Origin of the sequence: Bacillus testis (genome assembly GCF_001243895.1) — a bacterium.
In the GTDB taxonomy this organism is placed as follows: domain Bacteria; phylum Bacillota; class Bacilli; order Bacillales; family DSM-1321; genus Bacillus_AD; species Bacillus_AD testis.
Map to the genome: position 1 here is coordinate 1 of NZ_LN851180.1, position 18,700 is coordinate 18,700.

Genomic DNA, 18,700 nt, shown 5'->3' on the forward strand with positions numbered 1-18,700 from the left:
ATGTTCCGCACGCAGGTCCACCCTTGGGAGAGAGAACAATACATGACCATGTATTGATAGAGGGAACCCTTGATACCATTGGTATTGAGGGTTTTTTATTTTTGGGGGTTTTTTATAAATTTGCTGGTGATATGTTTCGCACCCACATTACACCCACTTTTAATTCAAAATACCCTTAGTGTATTCCTCGAATTTATCAATTCTCTCTTCCTCAATTTTATCGGATATATGAGAATAAACATCGGCGGTAATTTGCATGCTTCCGTGCCCAAGTCGGGTTTGTATATATTTCATGTCAGCGCCGGCCTCTAACTGCAATACTGCGTGGGTATGCCGCAAAGAGTGTATAGGTATTTGTGGCAAATTACACCGTTTTAATATTCTGCTGAATGAATTAAATAAAGTAGACTTAGGCATGTAGTTTCCGTCATTTCTACAGAGCACAAGATTTAAATCATGGTGATACGCACTGTTTAATGCAATCTTATTTTGGTTTTGATACTTTTTATGGAACAGCAAATCGTTTGCGAGTGACTGGCTGATCGTAATGGTTCTGGATGAATTGTATGTCTTTGGATCCCCAAACATTTCTTCTTCTTTTTTGAAGCTGAAATCGAATGTTTTATTCACTGTTATCTTTCTTTCTTTTAAATCAACATCGGTCCACTGCAAAGCTGCTGCTTCACCTTTTCGTAACCCGGTCTCAATAAGCACCTTGAAAAATATCCAATGGATATATCCATATTTGTAGGCTTCAGTGAGAAACAGGGGAATATCCTTGGAATCGATATATTTAAGGTTATCAGTCTTTGTTTTTCCTTTAATTGTAACTCCTTCGCAGGGGTTTTTTTCAATTTTATTTAGTATCCGGGCTTTATCGTAAACGCTATACATTGTACCATGAATGATTTCGACAGTACGTTTACTGTAGCCTTTTTCAGTTAGTGAATTGAGAAATTGTTGATACATTATTGGCTTTAGGCTATTAAGCTGTAAATTTTTAAAGTAGGGGATTATATGATTGTGAATATTCCTCGAATGTATTTCGTATGTGTTTTTTCGTATAGTCCCTTTCTTGTATTCTTCCAGCCAAACAATCAAGAAATCTCTTAATTTAATAGGAGCTATTTCCAAACCCTCGGCAATCCTTTTTTCCTCTTCGGCTGCTGCAAGTTGAGCTTCTTTCTTTGTTTTGAAGCCTCGCTTTGATTTTTCTTTAAATTTTTCCGTAAAGGGATCTCTTACTTTAATTCTGTATTCCCAACTAGTAGTCCCATTTTTATTTTTAAATTTTCTTATACTAGCCATAATATTTTCTCCTTTTATTACTGTTATGAATAGGAACGTTTGTTCTTTCATGATACAATAAAAAACATAATAATACAAAATATACTAAACAATACCAAATTGGGTATATAAAGGTATGTTAAAATGTTTTAAAAGTTAAAGTAAACAATGACTTTTTGGTGGTGAGCAGACATTAAACGTCTACTCCTTAGCCTACTCCTTGATCTCATACAAATCTTCCATTGCGCAATTCAATGCTTTGGAAACGTTTAACGCAGTCTCATAAGACATTATCTGTGCATTGTTCGCATATAAAGAAATGGATTGTTTTGTCTTTCCTATGCGATTTGCTAAATCCTGTTGAGTCATGCCGTTAATTGTTAAATGGTATCGGAGTAGGCACTTACCGACTTTGTAAGCCACCGTTACCATTCCTTTAGGAGTTGATGTAAATGAGCAAAGTAGAAATTGACATCTCCGAAATTATTTTATTACTACTAAATGAATCTAAAAAAATGAATGACTCTGAAACTAAGTATCCATTGAACGAAGGGAATTCAAATAAGCTTTAATACCCTTTAACTCGTTCTCCGTCAGTTCCTTCCCATTAAATTTGATGGTGTATTTATCTGTAAGAGATGTAATATCTCCTTCAGCTAAGTCCAGATCTCGGATGAAGTTTTGATTTTTCTCTGTTGCTAGTTCATCAATGTTAATGTCGGGATGATCCATGAAGAAATATCCTTCTTGGACATGGTAAAGCTCTGCGGCCTTTATGATTAGATCCACACTCGGTTTCTTATTATCATTTTCAATGCCAGATAAAAAACCGGGTGTGACCCCTAAAGCTGCAGCGGCCTCAGCCTGACTCATACCTTGTTTAGTTCGCGCTTTTAAAAAGCTTTTGCCGAATTTCAAATTAACACCACCCTTACTTACTACTCTTTAATTTACTATATATGCATTACGCGTACAATCGGGCGAAGTTTACCTATGGGTAAAGTATTTTCAAAATTAGTCAAAAAATTCTTTGGAAACAATTGACTTATAGGTAAACTAATTATATAATTTACTCATAGGTAAAGGATAGAGGAGTAAAAACAACTCATATTTTTTTGTTTTAGAGTTTACCTATAGGTAAACATAAGGAGGTGAAGGTCATGGAAAAAAATTTCTCTTTACCGCAAATGTTGACGGCTGGTGACATACAACATTTCTTAAAAATCAGTAAAGGTAAGGCATACGAGCTTTTCAAGGAAGAAGGGTTTCCTACCATTGTTATTGGCAAGAACAAACGTGTTCTAAAGGATGACTTCTTAAAATGGATCGAAAGCCAAAAAATCACAAGTCAACAGGAGGGATAATATGCTCAACATCCAAATTGACCAGGATGAAGTGAAGCAACTATACCTTGAGAAGTTAGAGGAAAAAATCCAAGAGGTAGATGCTGAGCTTGTGTTCTGGGATGCAGCTGAATTGAAGAGAAGAACGTGCATGAGTTGGAATACCATTCAAGAAAAATTCTTCTTCGATCATCGTTTCCCTAAGCATAAAATTGGCGGCAAGTGGTATTTCCCAGCAGATAAGGCTAAAACGTTTCTGCTTGAATGGATGGAAGAACAAAATAATTAGGGAGGAAACCATGGTGAAAGAAATTGTCTTACAAAACGGTATGAAGGCTATTGTGGATGACGAGGACTTCGATAGGGTGAATAAATACAACTGGACAGTACACAAGCATTCTTCGGAATTATCTTTAAGTGTTCGCGGGCACGTACTAGTTGAAGGAAAAAAGAAAACAACTCGATTAAATCACTTTATCTTAGGTATGAAGCCGAATGATAAACAAGCAGTAACACACTTGAACAAAAATTTATTAGATTTTCGTAAAAACAATTTACAAATTGTATCAAGACGACATATTAGCCATTGTATAAAAGCTCGAAAAAATTGCAGTTCGGATTTTAAAGGAGTTTCTTGGGATAAAGCCACAAAAAAGTGGTTAGCAGGAATTCAAGTTGATGGCAGAAGAATTAATTTAGGTCGCTTCGCTATTGAAGAAGAAGCAGCTGTAGCTTACAACAAAGCTGCACTTAAATATTTTGGAGAACATGCTTACCAGAATAATTTGGATGCTGATAACACTGGAGATGTTATAAATATGCCATTATCCTCCATACAAAGATTACCGAAAAAGGATAATAAGTCATCAAGATTTAGAGGTGTAACTTTTTACCGCGGGAAATGGAGAGCTAGATGTTCTTATGATAACCAACGAATTTTAATAGGCGATTTCGCGGACGAAATTGATGCAGCCGAAGCCTACAACGAAAAAGCAAAAGAGGTATTTGGCGACAAAGCAATATTAAATGAAATCGAAACCAAGGAGGAAAACCATGAAATCTAAACAAGAATGTCTGGCGGATCTAATCAATATGTCTATGGAGCAAGATGCCCTCATCTTCATGCATTTTACTCAATATAGCAATGGCCCGGTTTATCATGAAACTGCAAAAGCCAATGCCGACCGTGTACATGAAGTGTTGGGCGGGGAGATGGAACACATTGAGCACGAAATCGCTAACAGCTATAGAATCGAATCTGGTGGAATGCGCGTGATATTTTCATATGTCCCGGAAGAGGAAGAAAGCAGCACATATTTGGAAGAGGATGTGAAATTTGATGACTCAGAAATATGTTGAGAATCCGATGGTCGCATGGACGGAGCCAAAGGTTGTTGGCGAGTGTGCCGGCTGCGGTGGAGACATTATAAGGGGAGAAGATGTTTACGACTCTCATCTAGGTCTTATCCATTCTCGCCCAGAGTGCTGCATGGATTTTATCGCAAACAGTTCTTTATGTCGGGTTGCCGGCGAATAACCAAATAGGAGGCTTATTATATGTCGAAATTATATGAGTTAACGCAAGGATGGAAATATATATCTGAAAATGCTGCTGATCTGGATCCAATCACCTTACGTGATACATTGGATGCCATCGAAGAAGCAATTGACGACAAGGCTGAAAATACCGCCAAATTGATTCGTTCTTTGCAAGGGGATATAGAAGCCATCAAGGCAGAAGAAAAACGCCTAGCGGAGCGCAGGAAGGCGTTAGAGAACCGTGTGGATAGTATCAAGTTATATCTTCAAAACCAAATGGAGGCTGTTGGATTAGATAAAGTAAAACGTCCTACCGTAACCGTATCAATCCAGAACAACCCACCATCCATAAACGTAGTAGATGAATCGTTAATTCCATCTGAGTATATGATACCCCAGCCTGCGAAAATTTCCAAGAAGGATATTTTATCCTGCATCAAGGGCGGCGGATTTGTGCCAGGTGCTGAAATGACAGTTACGAAAGGGGTTAGAATCCGATGAGCGAAAATTACTTTGCTGAGTTGGCTAAGATCGATGTCTCTGAGCATATGGAAAAGAAGGGGCGATTCTCATACCTTTCCTGGGCATGGGCTGTGGACCAATTGCGCCGCGCAGATCCAGAAGCAACATGGGAAGTTATGCGCTTTGATGGCATGCCTTATATGAAAACAGAGTGCGGTTATTTCGTGGAAGTAGCTGTGACAATGAAGGGAATTACACTTAGTCAGATTCATCCGGTGCTGAACAACCAGAATAAACCTATCGCACAACCTAACGCTTTTGAAATCAATACGTCCATACAACGCTGCCTGGTTAAGGCTATCGCTCTCCACGGTCTTGGATTATACATCTATGCAGGTGAAGATCTTCCGGTGGATACAACTCAACCGGAGCCAATTACATCAGAAGAAGTCGGAATTTTGAAAACTAGAATCCTTGACCTTGCCCAACTGCGAAATATCAAGCAGGAGGATGTATATAAAACACTCAAGCTTACAGACGTAACCAAATTGATGTCTAACGAAGCTCAGGAGCTTATTGCAAAGCTCGACAAGTGGATTGCCAATGCTAAGGCTGCTATTGCCAAGAAAGAAGCGCAGGGGGCTTAAATCCCCTGTGTTACCTAGAGAAACATAAGAATTAACTTAGTTCATTGAGGGAGTGAGATATATGGGGAGAAAGAAATATTATGTCATGGAACTAGAGTGTCCGGCAATTAATTATAAACATGAAATTTTCAGTCAAAAGGATGCATTAGACTGCTTAGAATATAATCGCTCTGTTTCGAACGATAAATGGTACCTGTATAAAATCTGGAAACACAAAGGGAAGGTATTGAGCTGGGAAGAAATCATGCCTTACAAGTAAACACAAGATTGATCCAGTTAATTAAGGGGGAAGAACATTGGAGAAATTTTATATTCGGTATCACATCATTGGCAACAGAGTCGTTACTGATGTTAGAGAATTCGAAAGTTTTGCTGAAGCTGTATCTCGTGTAGGCAAAGGGCTAAAAAATGAAGTGATTGGTATTGTTAAGAACAATGAGCATGTCATTGAAATTAAAACCAATCAGATTACTTAACATGAAGTAATGAGTGAGGCAATAGCTAAGAAGGAAATAGCTTTTAACCACATAAATAATTCGATTAACACCAGTAAGAGGACATATTAACCTTAGGAAACAAAAGAGTAAGCCAGTTAATTAGGAGGGCGGCAGCATGCAAAATCATATCATTTTCTTTTCTGGCGGCAAGAGCAGCTTTTCAGCTGCCGATTATGTAAAAACGAATTTCCCGGAAGACAATATCCTTCTCTACTTCACTGATACTCTCTGGGAAGATGAGGATCTGTATCGCTTTATCTATGAAGCTAGCGATAAATTGGAACTTCCAATGTTAATCCACAGCCGGGGAATTACACCGCCACAATTAATGGTCCAGCAACGGTTTATGGCCAACAACAGAGTGGGCACTTGCAGCAAGGAACTTAAAATGAAAGTGTCTGCTCAATATCTGAAAAAAGGAATTGTGCCAGAGGTTGAAAAGTGGCACAACCGACATTATTTAAAGTCGGAGGATTTTATCAGTGAAGCAACTCTCTACTTTGGAATTGGTTTTGAAGAAATGCACCGAGAAGGGCCCATCAAAGCCAACTGGCAGCCATTCAAAGTTGTAATGCCTCTTATAGATAACATCATTGATAATGATGCGGCATTGAAAAAATACGGCATACGACAGCCGAGGATGTATGATATGCAGTTTAGTCATAACAACTGCAAAGGCCGATGTGTAAAGGCCGGACAAGGCCATTTCAAAAATCTACTTATGAAGGATGAAAAGACCTTCATGGAGCTAATGGAGCAAGAAATCGTCATAAGCGAGTACATCCGATATTGCAAACAACCGGCCATAAAAGAAGGGAAGCTGCCGGACCGTATGTATGATGATGTGTGGGAATTTGTCTCTACTGGCAAGAAGTCAGATAAGATCAAGCACATTCTTGATAATACAAGTTATCTGAAGTCTAAGTTGAGATTGTTAGGCGAGAACGCAAAAGGTGAACCGATTAAAAAGCCTTTTACCTTCATGAAAACCTTGTCGCTTGAAGAACTTGAGAAGAAGCCAGTCCAGTGTGATATATGGGATATCGGAGGATGCGGCTGCTTTGTAGAGTATGAAACAAAAGAGTAAGGGATGTTCATAACCATTTCGTGGATCTGCACGGTATGGTCTCCAGTTAGTAAGATGGTTCATAGTAGACGCAAACAGCGACAGAAAGGAGTGGGATTGTGGAAACAACATTTTTTGTACTAATTGAAGGTAATGACCCTATTGTCGTAACCGTTAAAGATGATGTGAATAGACCAAACAATGCTGACTGTCACAGTGTTTTAGAGGCATGGAAAACAGATAATTATGGATATAGACCATACGACTATTGGGAAATTGATACTTGTGAAAAATACAGAATCTAATGTTGCAGTTCGTTTTATTATGCGAAGGAGGTCAAATAATGGTTAGCATACAAGCTGAATGTGAAGAATGCCGGGCGGAATATAAACTTATATTTGATTCTGAAAATTTTGTTGTCCCTGAATATTGCCCGTTTTGTGGGGAGCAAGATTCAATGATTTTTTATAACAGAAAGAATGAAACTGATTGAAGCAGCGAGTTACCCATAGGTAGGGAGAGATTATTCCTCTCCCTTCTCCAGATAAAGTAGATCGTCAACATCACAGTCAAATAACTTACATATACGAGCGATTACATCGAAGGTTATTTGTACAGATTCTTCATGGTACAGCTTAGAAATAGATTTTCTGCTTAATCCGGTTGCGTCAGATACATCCTGAATGTTCATTTTATGCTTAGCCATGAGTACCCTTAGGTTATTTCTAACTACCATCTTGTCTCACCTCACTACCTATTGTATTCATATTATAACTAAGTATACTAAAAATTTTTTTAAAAAAATACAACCAAAGGGTTGCATGGTACTACCTTTTGGTGGTAATATATGTACAAGGAGATGAAAACATGACAGATTATCCAGAAATTGAAATCAAACTTCAAGAAGTGATGGCAAAGCGGAAAATCCGGACAATTGAAAAACTTCATCAAATGTCTGGGTTATCTAGGAAGGCGATCTCGAAGGCTTTAAGCGGCAAGCCATACAAGATGAATATTGAAACTATTTCTAAGCTGTGTGCCGCACTAGATTGCGAGATTGGCGAACTACTAGAACTGAAGAAAGGGGAATAGCGGTGGACCCTTATAAAAAGAAGTACCACGTTCGATATGTCGACCGGGCAAAAGGGATGTTCATTGAAGCAAGATTAAACGATCACGAGTTAAATCGCATCGAACGACATGATAAGTACCAGGTCCTTTATTGTAGTAAATTACAAGTTTGCTAAGGAGGAAGATTATGATCGTTGGATATTGCTTGGCTATTATAGTTGTCTCTTTCACTGGCGGTTACTTTGTTGGAAACATGAAAGGGGATGTTGAATAATGTTGTTCCCAGAAATCGAGCAGAAGGCAAAGGAAGTCACTGAAGCAGTGGAGCAAGGGGAATGCTTTTACATCAAGAAACATTACAACGGCCTCATGGCAGACATTGAAGCTTTAAAAAATCTTGTAGGAAAACAATTTGAATCATATATCAGGGAGGAAAATTAAAATGAAAGCACTTGGAATTATCCGTAATATCGACAGTTTGGGCCGTGTTGTTATTCCTAAGGAAGTTCGCGATGTGAATGGTTGGGAAAAAGGACAGCCGATGGAGCTTTTCATCAGTGAGAACGGTTTAACTCTTAAACCTTACGACAGTGAAAATAAGTTAGCTAGAGCATTTGAGAATCTCGCATACTTAAAGACTGTTATTGCAGATCAAGAAGCATTGGACAAGCTAGCAGCAGTCGAAGAATACATTAAGGGGTGATTGGGATGCTTTATATAAAAACTAAACTTTTCGATGTTTACGAAGTAAAAATCGATCTTTACAGCGATGAAATATATACAGAGTGCCCGGATTGTAAGATGGAAATACAGGTTGATAGCCAGGCGTTAATTTCTATTTTAAATGATGACGGAGATTTTGCTTCTACGTCTATCTATTGTGAAAAATGCTCAGACAGAATTATTGCAGCCATGGAAGGTGGGAATACAAATGAATGAATTAAAGATTATTGAAAATCAAGGCCAACGGGTTTTATTAACCAGTCAATTAGCAGAAAGCTATGGGACAACATCTGACATTGTTTCGAGAAATTTCAATCGTAATAAAGAAAGGTATCAAGAAGGTAAACATTACATTTGTTTGGAAGGTGAGAAATTAAAAGGGTTTAGAGCGACCGGACAAATTGACCTTTCGCCAAACCTTAATAAACTCTATCTTTGGACAGAAAAAGGGGCATTCCTCCATGCGAAATCATTAAATACCGATCAAGCTTGGGAAGTTTATGACAAGTTAGTAGATTCTTACTTTAGTAAAGTGAAAGTTCTCTCAGAAAAAGAGCAATTAATGGCATCAATGAAATTATCACTTGAGACAGCGGAAGAAATCACCGTCATAAAGAGCGATCTTGAACTGGTGAAACACCAAGTGAGCGAGGAATTGACATTAAACCACGGCCAGCAACAAACATTGCACCACGAAATCAAAAAGCGTGTGGAATCTATACAGGATGACTTTGAGCTAACTAAAAGAGAAATATACGCACAAATTCACAGCCACTTAAGACGAGCATTCTCAGCACCGAAATACATCTTTGTGAAAAGAAAAGACTTTGAAGAAGCTGTTTCATGGGTGAAAGCATGGAGACCATTAATATAAAAAAAGTACATTCCGAAAAAAAGGAACGTACTTACGAAGCCTGATGCTGCAACATCAGACAAAGCAATATATTTTTTAGTCACTAAAATAACATATTCCTGTGGTCAATTATAAAGCACAATCAGTAATTTGACCATAGGAGGATGGGGTGGAGTATGAAACTTCATAATAAAAGAGGGATGATCCATCTGCAGCGTGTCCGAATAAGAGAGCTTATAAAAGCCATTGAAGAAAACGAGGGCAGAGGATACGAATGCGTTAAACCTATACAGAAGCACTATTTCTCTGGGAAAAACTTTGATGATAAAGACCATTTGATGGACGGTATAAGCCGTATAAAAAGAAAAAAGTTTGTTGATGCATATGAATCTTGCTACTACGAGGTCTACATGAAGAAGGTGGAATAATGAGCGATAACAAAAAATATTACTACATGAGGCTAAAGGAAAATTTCTTTGAAAGTGAAGCCTTAGTACTGCTGGAAAGCATGCCGGATGGTGTTCTTTATTCGAACATACTACTAAAAATGTATCTCAAGAGTCTCAAAAATGAGGGGCGTTTGATGTTCAATGAGATCATCCCATACAACCCTCAAATGATCGCAACGGTGACTCGGCACCAGGTAGGTACTGTAGAAAAAGCACTTGAAATATTCGGCCAGTTAGGATTAATCGATATCCTTACAAATGGCGCTATATATATGAATGACATTGAATTATTCATCGGAAAAACCTCGACTGAAGGGGACAGAAAAAAGGAAGCTAGGTTGAAAATCGAAAAGGAAAAGTTGCAAATTAGCGGACAGACGGCGGACAAATGTCCGACAAACGTACACCAGAGTTTAGAGTTAGAGAAAGAGATAGAGAAAGAGATAAATAATAATAGCGCAAGCGCCTACTCAAATGAATTTGAGCAATTCTGGTCTATCTATCCAAGGAAGGTTGATAAGAAGAAAGCGTACAAATCGTTTAAGACAGCTATTAAAAATCACTCTTTAGAAACTATATTGTCCGGTACAGAGAAATATGCAGCACAGAGCAAAAATAAGGACAAACAATTTATCAAACATCCTGCAACATTCCTAAACAACGATTCCTTTATAGACGGATACGAAGAAGGGGGTAATCAAGTTGAAGAAAATCAGCATAGACGGTATGCAGACTCAGAAGAATACAATGATCTTCCTTTCTGATACATGCGATAAACACCGTTACTTTAAAGATAATGAAGAACGGACTAAGAAAGTACGGCTAATGGAGGTTGATGGACAAGTTGTCTGCCCACTTTGCGAAAGTGAAAAGCGTGAAAAAGAATTAGAGAGTGAGGTGTACCAATTGCATAAAGACAGAATTGAAAATCCTAATAAGTTTATTTTTGGTAGAGATAGCTTAGTGGCTGATCCAACTATCTTAAAGGCAAGGTTCGGAAACTTTGAAGCGGATGGCCAAGAAGAAGCGTATAACTTCGACAAAGTGAAATCATCTGTATTGGATTTTACACAAGGAAAATCATTCACTTTATGGATGCAAGGTAAGCCAGGGACAGGAAAGAGCCATTTAAGCTATGCATTCGCCCATGAGGTAAATAAGATTGGCAAATATAAAGTATTGTTCATTGACATGTCGGAGCTTGTAAAAAGCATTAGAGAGACATTTAACAACAATTCAACCGAAACGGAACAATCCATTATTAAAAAGCTAACTGATGCAGATTTATTGGTACTGGATGATATAGGTGCAGAGGTTGGAAACATCGACACGGATAAAACAGCTTCAGACTTCGTTAGTAGGGTTGTATTCGCACTATTCAATGGCAGACAAGGTAAATGTACCATTTGCACAACAAACCTCACAGGAGGGCAAATAAAGAAGATTTACGATGCTAAGACTTTCTCTCGGATGTTTAGAGATTTTCGAGCAATCAAATTTGAAAATAGCAAGGATCGGAGATTTATAGAATTACCATTCTAGGGAGGGAAAAGGTATGAGAGAGATTAAGTTTAGAGCGATTGGATTAGATAAGAAATGGTATTTTGGTGATTTAAGACATAATGGCTCTTCGATGAGAATTGAATGGGAAACCACTGATTGGAACGCTCATCCTCCATTGGGGACAATCATAAAACATGGTGTAAATGTAAAGAAGGAGACAGTAGGGCAATACACCGGCCTAAAGGATAAGAACGGCAAGGAGATTTATGAGGGAGATGTAGTGAAGGGGCAATGGTGGGCTTGTGGAAAATCTCACAGGCATATTGGCGTAGTTACTTATGTAATGAATGCCTTCAAAGTACGGGGTGCAAAACAATATATTGGAATAGACGATGAACTGAATTCATCCTACGAAGTCATTGGCAACATTTACGATAATCCAGAGCTATTGAACCAATAATCATTCCAGGGAGGAATAAACTATGTGCGCATGTCAAAAAGTCAAACGCGTAAGTGAAGCTGACAGAAGGGCCGAAAAAAGAGCTGAAACGCAAATAGCTAGAAACATGATGACGGATGAAAACAAAAGCATATACATTGCTCTGGAAGAAGTGGATATAGATTGGTTCTGGGATATAGAGGATGTACTTGAACTGGATCAGATGTATAAGGCCGGTAAGAGCATACAGGAAATGTGCGAATACTTTGGGCGTTCTGGTGAAGAAGTGGCGCTGCTCATTATGGACCGTGCCATGCGGAACAAGATCAGAGTAAAGGCGGTCTGAGTATGAAACCAATACAAAGGGTTACGGATCTATTAGAAGAACACGGTGACACATATAACGATTGCCCCGGCTGCTCCATCTGTAAGGAAATCGAAAGCCTAAGAAGCCAGTTGGACCGTCCACCAGCAGAAAAATTTAAAAAGTTGCTTAATAAGGGGTTAGATCTCAAGCGCTCGGAAATTCTTTTCCTCTTGGACAATGGTGTTCAAAAATTGGAAATCAGAAAAGCTATGAAACTGTCTGCTGATATTGATGAAAAAGAAATGACTCAAGCTGAATTTGCGGAAATGATTGAAAATCTGAACCTAAAAAAGGAGCATCTTAAAATGAAAATGACTCATGAGGAATATAAAGACATGAAAGCACAAGGAATGACTGATAGTAGCATTGCAACCAAATATGGAATCAAGGGACCGACCCTAGCTTATTACAAGAAAAAATGGAACGGGAAACCCGAACCGAAGATTTTACGTGAAAAAGAAGTAATGGGAAAAATCGAATCGTCTCAAAAAGAAGCCAAACTGGAAAAGGAAAAATCAGAGTTACATGCAGCGGCCGATGATCTGGAACAAGAGTTATCGTTGATTAAGTCAGAATTATTAGTATACAAAAAACGTTATGAAGAATCGCAACTGGAAATAGGCGATTGGAGAGAAAAAGCCCACTCATATGCCCGTGACAATGAATTGATGAACGAAACGAATAAAGAGCTTAGATTCCTTGCAGACCAGCACAGAGAGGAAAATAAAGCTCTCCGCACTGCCTTGAAGTTGGTGCTGTAATGGAATTCAATCCTTATTCCAAGGCGGATCAGTTAAAAGGTCACCAGCGCGAAAAGGAAAAGCCAAAGCATAAGAATCGGCGGCCAAGGAAGAAAAAGAATCCTCAGTTATATCGTGGCCGAATGATACCAACGAAAAAAGAGCGGACCATGATCACACCGGAAAACTATAACCGCATGATTGAAGAGTTTGGAGAGTATTGCTTGATGTGTGGTCATCCAGGCATCGAAGCACACCATATTGTCTTCAGAAGCCAGTTTGGGACAGGCAATTGGAGAAACTTAGCTCCACTCTGTAACAAGTGCCATAGGCAAGCTCACCAGCAAGCAGAGTTCGCGCAGTTAATCAGGGATATGAGAGCCGAAAGATTCGGCATCCATTTCGGCAAAGATAAATGGTCATTGTTTAAAGAAGGACTGATTCCTAACTCCACAGATGAAGCATACGAGCGCTTTATGAAAAGGGAGGAAGAAGCGAATGGGTGATACAAGAAGAGTGACTTATCATTCCGGCCGCAGCTTGGAAAATGATGAATTAACGATCATCACAATATGGGAGCCGGGTGCAAATAAAGAATTGATAAAAAGGGATAACTGTTATTCCAAGAAGCACGAGGTACTTATCCAGCAGGGCGATACTTACGAATTTATGGGTTGAGAACGGGGGAGAAAGATGAAACCGATAAAAATTTATGCTCTGTATAAAGGTGAAGATTTATTAGCTGATGGAACAATTGAGGAAATCAGTGAACAAACAGGGAAAACAGTCGATCACATTAGATTCATGACATTTCCAACATATCATAAACGCTGCAAGCCGGGTGGGAAGAGAATGCAAATGATTTTATTAGATGACGATGAGGAGGAAATGTAAATGGGTGAAATGAAAAAATGTCTGGATAAAGGCTATGTAATCTTACACGATGTTATGGGTTCAGATTTAACAGTAGCAAATGCAGCTCGTGTATCTTACGACAAGCGATCAGAGGAGATAACCGATAAGGATGAACGCCTTATTAAATTCTTAGCACGAGAGGGGCACACATCGCCTTTCAGACATGTATCATTGCAATTTGAAATGTATGCACCGTTAATGGTGGCTAGACAGCACTGGAAGTATATCGTCGGTAGCGATCACACAATGGATGCCTGGAACGAAAGCTCTCGGCGCTACGTGACGGAGGAGCCAACGTTTTATATACCTGCTGCAAATGAATGGAGAAGCGCTCCAGAAAATTCAAAACAGGGCAGCGGTAAAAATGTTGAAGCTGAAATAGGTAGCCACTACACAAAACAGTTAATGCGAATAATTGACGAAGCTGAGGCACAATACAATTCGGCTATGGGAGACGGTATCTGCGCTGAACAAGCCCGCCTATTCCTACCAGCCTACGGAATGTATGTACGCTATTACTGGACAGCCAGTCTCCAATCAGTTGCCCACTTCCTTAACCAACGCCTAGCGCATGACAGCCAAGTGGAAATACAAGAATATGCAAAAGCTGTTTATGAATTAGTAGAATCAAAGTTTCCGATCAGCATCAGTCAACTTGTTAAAAAATAAATTGGTCGTCATATGAAACGAACGCAGGATAAATACAAAATAAATAAACACCTGTACAGGTACGGGTATTGGAGGAATTTAAATGAACGTTATTACTCTTACTGGAAATGCAGTGAAAGATATCGAGATTAAAATTACACCTAATGGCAAAACGGTGGCTAGCGGAACAATTGCAGTAAAAAGAGACTTCAAAAATCAGCAAGGCGAATACGAAACGGATTTCATTAATTACACAGCTCTTGGGAAAACTGGCGAAATCATGGCAAATTACGTTAAGAAGGGCGACAAGTTCGGGATCAGTGGCCGGCTGCAAATTAGAAAATGGGAGAAAGACGGGAAGACTCAATATTACACAGAGGTGATTGTAAATAACTTTGACTTCCCTCATAAGAGCCAGAGCAATCAAGGGAATACAAATACTAGTAGCAACCGAAACAACGGCTCACAGGGCTATCAGAGAGCGATTGATGACCCTTTCGCAGATGGTGGGAAGACGATGGATGTTTCAGATGATATGTTGCCATTCTAATTCATAAATGGGCAGGGGATGAGTGTATGAGAAAGCAATCTATGATGGGATCGAGCAAATATGAATTTGATACTAAACAACTTGACTTAGATATACAGGCTAATATAGACCGTCACAGAAGTATGAAGGAATCAATTCGCAAGGAGATATTAGCCAAATTAAAACAAGATGCTCCGAGAATGGAACAAACCTTCTCTATCTATCTGGAAGTTTTGAGGGATATAAAACATGAGTGGAAACTTTAATCTAACCAATTGCAATCTGGCTGAGTTATCTTACTTGGCCAGATATACCGAATATAGAAAACAAGCCTTGCGAGAATTAGGGGAAAGGATGTTGAAGAATGAATTTAGAAAAAATGTATAACGCTCAAAGAGAATTTCGTAATCGAGTTGAATATGAGGGTGAAGATCGATTCGACAAACTAGTTCTAGCATTGATGGTCGAGCTAGGAGAATGTGCGAATGAGTGGCGGGGATTCAAGTTTTGGAGCAAGGACCAAGAGCCGAGGACGAGTAAATATAAGACTTATTTGGTTCAAGGTATGCATGGTCCTCAAGCTGAATGGACAAACCCACTCCTAGAAGAATACGTGGACGGATTGCATTTTGTATTGGAGTTGGGGATTGAAACGGAAAACACACCAAAAAGAGTTTCCTTGATGAAAGAGAGAACAACGACTGATTTATTTTTGACTGTAATGGAAAAAGCTATCGATTTTGATATGGAACCATCTTTATGGAATTACTGTGTGCTGTTTGAAAGGTATATCGAACTTGGAGAAATGCTTGGCTTCACATGGGAACAAATCGAAGCTGCTTACTTCGAAAAGAACCAGATCAATCATCAACGACAGGAGAATGGTTACTGATGACTGCCGAGGAAAGAGAATCAATGATCGAGTGGCTAGCCATGACCGGCTACAGCAAAGAATATTACTCAAGAATGAAAGATGAAGAACTGGAATTGTATTACAGAGATATGTTGGGTGAGGACCAACTTTAACACGGGGAGTGACCGAGAGTGAAACTAACAGAAGAACAATGTCAGATGATTGAGGACAATATCAAATTGGCTTATAAATTTGCTCATAAATTTAAGGCTCGTTATCCATCGGTTGAGCTGGAAACGTTAAAGGATCTATGTGTCGATGGATTGATAGATGCTGTACAGAAAGTGGATGAGGAAAGAGGGAAATTGTCCACTTGTGTGCACTGGTATTGCCGAGGTAAGATAGCTCACTATTTCAAAGCGCTAAACACCGGGAAGAGAAAAGCGGACGAAGTAAGCATTGAATCAATTGTTCCTGATTCGGATAAGACATATTTGGAGATATTCTATGGTTATAACGATGAATACTCATTCATGGATAAAGACGAAATTGATTTTTACACGAGCCTTTTAACGGATGAAGAAAAGGATGTAATCGATCGATACTATTATCAGGAACAGTCGCAAAAAACGATTGGGAAGGCCATTAACAAATATCAACCGAGAGTAAGCGCTTTGATACGTACAGCCGTCCAGAAAATGAACATCAAATATAAAGCGATTGAAGGTTGTTAATATGGCGAAATACCACAACAAGAAGACAGTGATCGATGGGATTACTTTTGATAGCAAAGCAGAAGCATTATATTACGAGCAATTAAAACAGCTCAAAGAAAATAAACAGATTAAAGACTTCGAGCTGCAGCCGCGATTTCTGCTCCAGGAAGCATTTAAGAAGAACGGTAAAACATTTAGGAAGATTGAGTATATAGCAGATTTCAAGGTTACTAATCTTGATGATTCGGTGGAAATAATTGACATTAAAGGCGTTGAGACTGAGGCGTTTAAACTCAAGAAAAAACTATTTGAACGGAAATACCTGTATAAATTAACGCTGCTCACCTACGTGAAAAAGTACGGTGGATGGATTGAACTGGATGAATACAGCAGGTTGAAGAAAGCTGGGAAAAAGGCTAAGGGGTGAGTAAATGCCCAACAATGTAGAAACAATCCAGATCATACAGGAACTAAACAACCTAAATAAGCGCCTAAGCAATGCTTACAAGGAAATGTATAAGCAAGCTGAGTTATACAGTGAAGCAGAACGCAATTACCGGATTATACAGCGGCATAAGATATTAGAGCTAAAGACAGCCGGGCATCCGGTCACGCTCATTATGGAACTGGCTAAGGGTGATGAACAGGTGGCAGAGCTTCGCTTCCAGAGGGATTTAGCGAAGGGATGTTATGAGACAGCCAAGGAATCCATAAAGTCCATGAGATCGTCATTGTCGGCTTATCAGAGCATATTGAAATTGCAGGATGAAATATAGGAGGGGTTGGGGTGAAATTAGATCCGAAGGCTGATTATATAAAAGTGCATGCTGACTGGCATAAAGCCGGAATACCAGGCAAAACATTTTATGAAAAAGCTCTCTATGAAGTAAACAAGGGATATGCAATAGTGGTTGCTCCTGATGCAATAAAGCTGACAGTTAAATTGCCGCCTTTAAAGGAACGTGTGCTCAAAAGGGATAAATACACTTGCCAGTACTGCGGTAAATATGGGGATACAATCGATCATCTTATCCCTCAATCTGTATACAAGATATTCACGACAGAAGAAATGGCGGTCTGCGCATGTAAACGGTGTAACCAGTTAAAATCCGATAAACCGATGCATGTATTCATTAAGGAACTGATGAAAGAACGGATATTAGAAATGATTGATAAAGAGTTATAGGGGGCAGACAATGAATACATTCCAAATTTATAATGATCTCCTTTTAGATATCGAAGTGCTCAAAGAACAGATTGAACTATGCGAAAGAGAAAAGAAACAATGGTGGGGCGGTGGTCGTTTGTTCCAGACTGTCTCCTTGGATAATGCTGCCGAAAGAGTCGATAAGCTGAATTTCAAATTGGATCATCTGCATGAGGAGTTGAACATTAAGACAGCCAGCCAACAAAGAATAGAAGGGCAACTTAAGAAATACAAAGGGCTGGAATACAAGGTGTTCTATGGCAGATATATCGAAGGGAAATCCTTAAAGGATATAGCTGAGGAACTAAATTACAACTATGATTATATCCGGGAAGTTGCTTGTCGCATACGGAATGAACAACCCACAATAAGCCCACAGACATCTTGATTAATATAATGTATGATGTAAGAGTAAGATAATATCCTCTCTGGGATAATCTATAATTCGATCATAAAAAACAGCTGTCACTTAAATAGGGATCGGAGTTATTCCGGTCGATGGTGGCAGCTGCTTTTCCTTTCGTAATAGATTATTGGCAACTTAATAACTTCAACACAGTGGCGGAATAGGTAGACGCTTAAACGTAAGAGCAAATACAACTCGGTGCCAAGGGCATGGCGTAATGGGAGGCCCGACTCTAATAAGACCAAGGGCGGAAATGCAGTTGACCGCATACCTGTCGATATTAAATGTTGCTCATGTAAGGTGCAAATCCTTACCTGTGTTATTAGAAATGAATTGCAGGAAACCAACGATATTTGTCGAAACAATAAAGACGGCACATATCAAGGTGGTGGAAACTATGGGTAGAGTTAATCCAGGTGGTTAGTACAGAAGGGCATCCT

39 protein-coding genes are annotated in these 18,700 nt (G+C 39.1%); 35 read left to right on the plus strand and 4 right to left on the minus strand.

The genetic code is table 11. The annotated features are described in order from the left end of the window. Nucleotides 1-159: 159 nt before the first annotated feature. The 3 genes from BN1765_RS00015 to BN1765_RS00025 form a co-directional block, all read right to left on the minus strand. On the minus strand, nucleotides 160-1,308 hold the full coding sequence (locus tag BN1765_RS00015; protein ID WP_050613281.1) for a tyrosine-type recombinase/integrase: 1,149 nt from the start codon (nucleotides 1,306-1,308) through the stop codon (nucleotides 160-162). A 192-nt stretch (nucleotides 1,309-1,500) separates the two neighbouring features. Continuing rightward, a complete protein-coding gene (locus BN1765_RS00020; protein WP_050613282.1) occupies nucleotides 1,501-1,719 on the minus strand; it encodes a helix-turn-helix transcriptional regulator in 219 nt (72 codons plus the stop codon). 99 nt (nucleotides 1,720-1,818) lie between these two features. Beyond that, the gene (locus tag BN1765_RS00025; protein WP_050613283.1) at nucleotides 1,819-2,205 is read right to left on the minus strand and encodes a helix-turn-helix domain-containing protein; all 387 of its coding nucleotides are present in this window, start codon (nucleotides 2,203-2,205) and stop codon (nucleotides 1,819-1,821) included. Nucleotides 2,206-2,447: 242 nt separating this feature from the next. Between BN1765_RS00025 and BN1765_RS00030 the strand changes: the two genes are divergently transcribed. The 11 genes from BN1765_RS00030 (at nucleotide 2,448) to BN1765_RS19870 (ending at nucleotide 7,334) form a co-directional block, all read left to right on the plus strand. Beyond that, nucleotides 2,448-2,651 (plus strand): helix-turn-helix domain-containing protein, encoded by a 204-nt coding sequence (locus tag BN1765_RS00030; RefSeq protein WP_050613284.1) that lies wholly within the window; start codon nucleotides 2,448-2,450, stop codon nucleotides 2,649-2,651. A gap of 1 nt (nucleotide 2,652) precedes the next feature. After that, nucleotides 2,653-2,919 (plus strand): group-specific protein, encoded by a 267-nt coding sequence (locus tag BN1765_RS00035; RefSeq protein ID WP_050613285.1) that lies wholly within the window; start codon nucleotides 2,653-2,655, stop codon nucleotides 2,917-2,919. Nucleotides 2,920-2,929: 10 nt separating this feature from the next. Continuing rightward, nucleotides 2,930-3,694, plus strand: a complete 765-nt coding sequence (locus tag BN1765_RS00040; RefSeq protein ID WP_050613286.1) for an AP2 domain-containing protein — start codon at nucleotides 2,930-2,932, stop codon at nucleotides 3,692-3,694. Further along, nucleotides 3,684-3,989, plus strand: a complete 306-nt coding sequence (locus BN1765_RS00045; RefSeq protein ID WP_050613287.1) for a hypothetical protein — start codon at nucleotides 3,684-3,686, stop codon at nucleotides 3,987-3,989. Before BN1765_RS00040 ends, BN1765_RS00045 begins: the two co-directional genes overlap by 11 nt. A gap of 198 nt (nucleotides 3,990-4,187) precedes the next feature. Continuing rightward, entirely contained in the window at nucleotides 4,188-4,670 is a 483-nt protein-coding gene (locus tag BN1765_RS00055; protein ID WP_050613289.1) for a siphovirus Gp157 family protein, read from the plus strand. Further along, the gene (locus BN1765_RS00060; protein WP_050613290.1) at nucleotides 4,667-5,278 is read left to right on the plus strand and encodes a Sak single strand annealing protein; all 612 of its coding nucleotides are present in this window, start codon (nucleotides 4,667-4,669) and stop codon (nucleotides 5,276-5,278) included. Before BN1765_RS00055 ends, BN1765_RS00060 begins: the two co-directional genes overlap by 4 nt. Nucleotides 5,279-5,339: 61 nt before the next feature. Continuing rightward, nucleotides 5,340-5,537 (plus strand): hypothetical protein, encoded by a 198-nt coding sequence (locus BN1765_RS00065; RefSeq protein WP_050613291.1) that lies wholly within the window; start codon nucleotides 5,340-5,342, stop codon nucleotides 5,535-5,537. 37 nt (nucleotides 5,538-5,574) lie between these two features. Next, nucleotides 5,575-5,754 carry a hypothetical protein gene (locus BN1765_RS00070; protein WP_050613292.1) on the plus strand — a complete coding sequence of 60 codons (180 nt, stop codon included), beginning with the start codon at nucleotides 5,575-5,577 and terminating at the stop codon, nucleotides 5,752-5,754. 136 nt (nucleotides 5,755-5,890) lie between these two features. After that, nucleotides 5,891-6,862, plus strand: coding sequence for a hypothetical protein (locus BN1765_RS00075; RefSeq protein ID WP_050613293.1), 972 nt, complete (start codon nucleotides 5,891-5,893; stop codon nucleotides 6,860-6,862). A 98-nt stretch (nucleotides 6,863-6,960) separates the two neighbouring features. Next, nucleotides 6,961-7,146, plus strand: coding sequence for a hypothetical protein (locus tag BN1765_RS00080; protein ID WP_050613294.1), 186 nt, complete (start codon nucleotides 6,961-6,963; stop codon nucleotides 7,144-7,146). A 38-nt stretch (nucleotides 7,147-7,184) separates the two neighbouring features. Next, nucleotides 7,185-7,334: a hypothetical protein gene (locus BN1765_RS19870; RefSeq protein WP_154666069.1), complete on the plus strand. Its 150-nt coding sequence runs from the start codon at nucleotides 7,185-7,187 to the stop codon at nucleotides 7,332-7,334. A 30-nt stretch (nucleotides 7,335-7,364) separates the two neighbouring features. On the opposite strand, the gene BN1765_RS00085 is transcribed toward BN1765_RS19870, so the two are convergent. Next, nucleotides 7,365-7,577 carry a helix-turn-helix domain-containing protein gene (locus BN1765_RS00085; RefSeq protein WP_050613295.1) on the minus strand — a complete coding sequence of 71 codons (213 nt, stop codon included), beginning with the start codon at nucleotides 7,575-7,577 and terminating at the stop codon, nucleotides 7,365-7,367. Between the two features lie 131 nt (nucleotides 7,578-7,708). On the opposite strand from BN1765_RS00085, the gene BN1765_RS00090 reads away from it, so the two are divergent. The 24 genes from BN1765_RS00090 (at nucleotide 7,709) to BN1765_RS00195 (ending at nucleotide 18,242) form a co-directional block, all read left to right on the plus strand. Then, the gene (locus BN1765_RS00090) at nucleotides 7,709-7,933 is read left to right on the plus strand and encodes a helix-turn-helix domain-containing protein (RefSeq protein WP_050613296.1); all 225 of its coding nucleotides are present in this window, start codon (nucleotides 7,709-7,711) and stop codon (nucleotides 7,931-7,933) included. A gap of 252 nt (nucleotides 7,934-8,185) precedes the next feature. Continuing rightward, nucleotides 8,186-8,353: a hypothetical protein gene (locus tag BN1765_RS19875; RefSeq protein ID WP_154666070.1), complete on the plus strand. Its 168-nt coding sequence runs from the start codon at nucleotides 8,186-8,188 to the stop codon at nucleotides 8,351-8,353. Nucleotide 8,354: 1 nt separating this feature from the next. Then, the gene (locus tag BN1765_RS00095; protein WP_050613297.1) at nucleotides 8,355-8,615 is read left to right on the plus strand and encodes an AbrB/MazE/SpoVT family DNA-binding domain-containing protein; all 261 of its coding nucleotides are present in this window, start codon (nucleotides 8,355-8,357) and stop codon (nucleotides 8,613-8,615) included. 5 nt (nucleotides 8,616-8,620) lie between these two features. After that, on the plus strand, nucleotides 8,621-8,851 hold the full coding sequence (locus BN1765_RS19880; protein WP_050613298.1) for a hypothetical protein: 231 nt from the start codon (nucleotides 8,621-8,623) through the stop codon (nucleotides 8,849-8,851). Beyond that, on the plus strand, nucleotides 8,844-9,509 hold the full coding sequence (locus BN1765_RS00105) for an ORF6N domain-containing protein (protein ID WP_050613299.1): 666 nt from the start codon (nucleotides 8,844-8,846) through the stop codon (nucleotides 9,507-9,509). Before BN1765_RS19880 ends, BN1765_RS00105 begins: the two co-directional genes overlap by 8 nt. Before the next feature lie 155 nt (nucleotides 9,510-9,664). Beyond that, nucleotides 9,665-9,916: a hypothetical protein gene (locus tag BN1765_RS00110; RefSeq protein WP_050613300.1), complete on the plus strand. Its 252-nt coding sequence runs from the start codon at nucleotides 9,665-9,667 to the stop codon at nucleotides 9,914-9,916. Beyond that, on the plus strand, nucleotides 9,916-10,701 hold the full coding sequence (locus BN1765_RS20630) for a phage replisome organizer N-terminal domain-containing protein (protein ID WP_050613301.1): 786 nt from the start codon (nucleotides 9,916-9,918) through the stop codon (nucleotides 10,699-10,701). Before BN1765_RS00110 ends, BN1765_RS20630 begins: the two co-directional genes overlap by 1 nt. After that, complete coding sequence (locus BN1765_RS00120) at nucleotides 10,640-11,479, plus strand: ATP-binding protein (RefSeq protein ID WP_050613302.1); 840 nt, start codon at nucleotides 10,640-10,642, stop codon at nucleotides 11,477-11,479. The genes BN1765_RS20630 and BN1765_RS00120 overlap by 62 nt, the downstream gene beginning before the upstream one ends. Nucleotides 11,480-11,492: 13 nt before the next feature. Continuing rightward, complete coding sequence (locus BN1765_RS00125) at nucleotides 11,493-11,900, plus strand: YopX family protein (RefSeq protein WP_050613303.1); 408 nt, start codon at nucleotides 11,493-11,495, stop codon at nucleotides 11,898-11,900. 22 nt (nucleotides 11,901-11,922) lie between these two features. Then, the gene (locus BN1765_RS00130; protein ID WP_050613304.1) at nucleotides 11,923-12,225 is read left to right on the plus strand and encodes a hypothetical protein; all 303 of its coding nucleotides are present in this window, start codon (nucleotides 11,923-11,925) and stop codon (nucleotides 12,223-12,225) included. A 2-nt stretch (nucleotides 12,226-12,227) separates the two neighbouring features. Next, the gene (locus BN1765_RS00135; protein WP_050613305.1) at nucleotides 12,228-13,007 is read left to right on the plus strand and encodes a coiled-coil domain-containing protein; all 780 of its coding nucleotides are present in this window, start codon (nucleotides 12,228-12,230) and stop codon (nucleotides 13,005-13,007) included. Then, a complete protein-coding gene (locus tag BN1765_RS00140) occupies nucleotides 13,007-13,492 on the plus strand; it encodes an HNH endonuclease (RefSeq protein ID WP_050613306.1) in 486 nt (161 codons plus the stop codon). The genes BN1765_RS00135 and BN1765_RS00140 overlap by 1 nt, the downstream gene beginning before the upstream one ends. Beyond that, a complete protein-coding gene (locus tag BN1765_RS00145; RefSeq protein ID WP_050613307.1) occupies nucleotides 13,485-13,664 on the plus strand; it encodes a hypothetical protein in 180 nt (59 codons plus the stop codon). Before BN1765_RS00140 ends, BN1765_RS00145 begins: the two co-directional genes overlap by 8 nt. A 15-nt stretch (nucleotides 13,665-13,679) precedes the next feature. Next, nucleotides 13,680-13,880, plus strand: a complete 201-nt coding sequence (locus tag BN1765_RS00150) for a hypothetical protein (RefSeq protein ID WP_050613308.1) — start codon at nucleotides 13,680-13,682, stop codon at nucleotides 13,878-13,880. Beyond that, nucleotides 13,881-14,570 carry an FAD-dependent thymidylate synthase gene (thyX, locus tag BN1765_RS00155; RefSeq protein WP_050613309.1) on the plus strand — a complete coding sequence of 230 codons (690 nt, stop codon included), beginning with the start codon at nucleotides 13,881-13,883 and terminating at the stop codon, nucleotides 14,568-14,570. A gap of 82 nt (nucleotides 14,571-14,652) precedes the next feature. Next, on the plus strand, nucleotides 14,653-15,099 hold the full coding sequence (locus BN1765_RS00160; RefSeq protein ID WP_050613310.1) for a single-stranded DNA-binding protein: 447 nt from the start codon (nucleotides 14,653-14,655) through the stop codon (nucleotides 15,097-15,099). Nucleotides 15,100-15,125: 26 nt separating this feature from the next. Then, nucleotides 15,126-15,344, plus strand: a complete 219-nt coding sequence (locus BN1765_RS00165; RefSeq protein WP_050613311.1) for a hypothetical protein — start codon at nucleotides 15,126-15,128, stop codon at nucleotides 15,342-15,344. Between the two features lie 98 nt (nucleotides 15,345-15,442). Beyond that, a complete protein-coding gene (locus BN1765_RS00170; RefSeq protein WP_050613312.1) occupies nucleotides 15,443-15,970 on the plus strand; it encodes a dUTP diphosphatase in 528 nt (175 codons plus the stop codon). Beyond that, nucleotides 15,970-16,104 (plus strand): hypothetical protein, encoded by a 135-nt coding sequence (locus BN1765_RS20540; protein WP_261797546.1) that lies wholly within the window; start codon nucleotides 15,970-15,972, stop codon nucleotides 16,102-16,104. Before BN1765_RS00170 ends, BN1765_RS20540 begins: the two co-directional genes overlap by 1 nt. An 18-nt stretch (nucleotides 16,105-16,122) precedes the next feature. Then, nucleotides 16,123-16,665: a sigma-70 family RNA polymerase sigma factor gene (locus BN1765_RS00175; RefSeq protein WP_050613313.1), complete on the plus strand. Its 543-nt coding sequence runs from the start codon at nucleotides 16,123-16,125 to the stop codon at nucleotides 16,663-16,665. 1 nt (nucleotide 16,666) lies between these two features. Next, on the plus strand, nucleotides 16,667-17,074 hold the full coding sequence (locus tag BN1765_RS00180) for a DUF1064 domain-containing protein (RefSeq protein ID WP_050613314.1): 408 nt from the start codon (nucleotides 16,667-16,669) through the stop codon (nucleotides 17,072-17,074). A 4-nt stretch (nucleotides 17,075-17,078) separates the two neighbouring features. Then, on the plus strand, nucleotides 17,079-17,423 hold the full coding sequence (locus tag BN1765_RS00185) for a hypothetical protein (RefSeq protein WP_050613315.1): 345 nt from the start codon (nucleotides 17,079-17,081) through the stop codon (nucleotides 17,421-17,423). Between the two features lie 11 nt (nucleotides 17,424-17,434). Further along, nucleotides 17,435-17,833 carry an HNH endonuclease gene (locus tag BN1765_RS00190; protein ID WP_050613316.1) on the plus strand — a complete coding sequence of 133 codons (399 nt, stop codon included), beginning with the start codon at nucleotides 17,435-17,437 and terminating at the stop codon, nucleotides 17,831-17,833. A 10-nt stretch (nucleotides 17,834-17,843) separates the two neighbouring features. Further along, nucleotides 17,844-18,242, plus strand: a complete 399-nt coding sequence (locus BN1765_RS00195; protein WP_050613317.1) for a hypothetical protein — start codon at nucleotides 17,844-17,846, stop codon at nucleotides 18,240-18,242. Nucleotides 18,243-18,700 lie beyond the last annotated feature (458 nt).

Coding starts and splice junctions, on each gene's coding strand:
- BN1765_RS00015 (WP_050613281.1), bottom strand. CDS start 1,308: ATGGCTAGTATAAGAAAATTTAAAAATAAAAATGGGACTACTAGTTGG.
- BN1765_RS00020 (WP_050613282.1), bottom strand. CDS start 1,719: ATGGTAACGGTGGCTTACAAAGTCGGTAAGTGCCTACTCCGATACCAT.
- BN1765_RS00030 (WP_050613284.1), top strand. CDS start 2,448: ATGGAAAAAAATTTCTCTTTACCGCAAATGTTGACGGCTGGTGACATA.
- BN1765_RS00035 (WP_050613285.1), top strand. CDS start 2,653: ATGCTCAACATCCAAATTGACCAGGATGAAGTGAAGCAACTATACCTT.
- BN1765_RS00040 (WP_050613286.1), top strand. CDS start 2,930: ATGGTGAAAGAAATTGTCTTACAAAACGGTATGAAGGCTATTGTGGAT.
- BN1765_RS00045 (WP_050613287.1), top strand. CDS start 3,684: ATGAAATCTAAACAAGAATGTCTGGCGGATCTAATCAATATGTCTATG.
- BN1765_RS00055 (WP_050613289.1), top strand. CDS start 4,188: ATGTCGAAATTATATGAGTTAACGCAAGGATGGAAATATATATCTGAA.
- BN1765_RS00060 (WP_050613290.1), top strand. CDS start 4,667: ATGAGCGAAAATTACTTTGCTGAGTTGGCTAAGATCGATGTCTCTGAG.
- BN1765_RS00065 (WP_050613291.1), top strand. CDS start 5,340: ATGGGGAGAAAGAAATATTATGTCATGGAACTAGAGTGTCCGGCAATT.
- BN1765_RS00075 (WP_050613293.1), top strand. CDS start 5,891: ATGCAAAATCATATCATTTTCTTTTCTGGCGGCAAGAGCAGCTTTTCA.
- BN1765_RS19870 (WP_154666069.1), top strand. CDS start 7,185: ATGGTTAGCATACAAGCTGAATGTGAAGAATGCCGGGCGGAATATAAA.
- BN1765_RS00085 (WP_050613295.1), bottom strand. CDS start 7,577: ATGGTAGTTAGAAATAACCTAAGGGTACTCATGGCTAAGCATAAAATG.
- BN1765_RS00090 (WP_050613296.1), top strand. CDS start 7,709: ATGACAGATTATCCAGAAATTGAAATCAAACTTCAAGAAGTGATGGCA.
- BN1765_RS19875 (WP_154666070.1), top strand. CDS start 8,186: ATGTTGTTCCCAGAAATCGAGCAGAAGGCAAAGGAAGTCACTGAAGCA.
- BN1765_RS00095 (WP_050613297.1), top strand. CDS start 8,355: ATGAAAGCACTTGGAATTATCCGTAATATCGACAGTTTGGGCCGTGTT.
- BN1765_RS19880 (WP_050613298.1), top strand. CDS start 8,621: ATGCTTTATATAAAAACTAAACTTTTCGATGTTTACGAAGTAAAAATC.
- BN1765_RS00105 (WP_050613299.1), top strand. CDS start 8,844: ATGAATGAATTAAAGATTATTGAAAATCAAGGCCAACGGGTTTTATTA.
- BN1765_RS00110 (WP_050613300.1), top strand. CDS start 9,665: ATGAAACTTCATAATAAAAGAGGGATGATCCATCTGCAGCGTGTCCGA.
- BN1765_RS20630 (WP_050613301.1), top strand. CDS start 9,916: ATGAGCGATAACAAAAAATATTACTACATGAGGCTAAAGGAAAATTTC.
- BN1765_RS00125 (WP_050613303.1), top strand. CDS start 11,493: ATGAGAGAGATTAAGTTTAGAGCGATTGGATTAGATAAGAAATGGTAT.
- BN1765_RS00130 (WP_050613304.1), top strand. CDS start 11,923: ATGTGCGCATGTCAAAAAGTCAAACGCGTAAGTGAAGCTGACAGAAGG.
- BN1765_RS00135 (WP_050613305.1), top strand. CDS start 12,228: ATGAAACCAATACAAAGGGTTACGGATCTATTAGAAGAACACGGTGAC.
- BN1765_RS00140 (WP_050613306.1), top strand. CDS start 13,007: ATGGAATTCAATCCTTATTCCAAGGCGGATCAGTTAAAAGGTCACCAG.
- BN1765_RS00145 (WP_050613307.1), top strand. CDS start 13,485: ATGGGTGATACAAGAAGAGTGACTTATCATTCCGGCCGCAGCTTGGAA.
- BN1765_RS00150 (WP_050613308.1), top strand. CDS start 13,680: ATGAAACCGATAAAAATTTATGCTCTGTATAAAGGTGAAGATTTATTA.
- thyX (WP_050613309.1), top strand. CDS start 13,881: ATGGGTGAAATGAAAAAATGTCTGGATAAAGGCTATGTAATCTTACAC.
- BN1765_RS00160 (WP_050613310.1), top strand. CDS start 14,653: ATGAACGTTATTACTCTTACTGGAAATGCAGTGAAAGATATCGAGATT.
- BN1765_RS00165 (WP_050613311.1), top strand. CDS start 15,126: ATGAGAAAGCAATCTATGATGGGATCGAGCAAATATGAATTTGATACT.
- BN1765_RS00170 (WP_050613312.1), top strand. CDS start 15,443: ATGAATTTAGAAAAAATGTATAACGCTCAAAGAGAATTTCGTAATCGA.
- BN1765_RS20540 (WP_261797546.1), top strand. CDS start 15,970: ATGACTGCCGAGGAAAGAGAATCAATGATCGAGTGGCTAGCCATGACC.
- BN1765_RS00180 (WP_050613314.1), top strand. CDS start 16,667: ATGGCGAAATACCACAACAAGAAGACAGTGATCGATGGGATTACTTTT.
- BN1765_RS00185 (WP_050613315.1), top strand. CDS start 17,079: ATGCCCAACAATGTAGAAACAATCCAGATCATACAGGAACTAAACAAC.
- BN1765_RS00195 (WP_050613317.1), top strand. CDS start 17,844: ATGAATACATTCCAAATTTATAATGATCTCCTTTTAGATATCGAAGTG.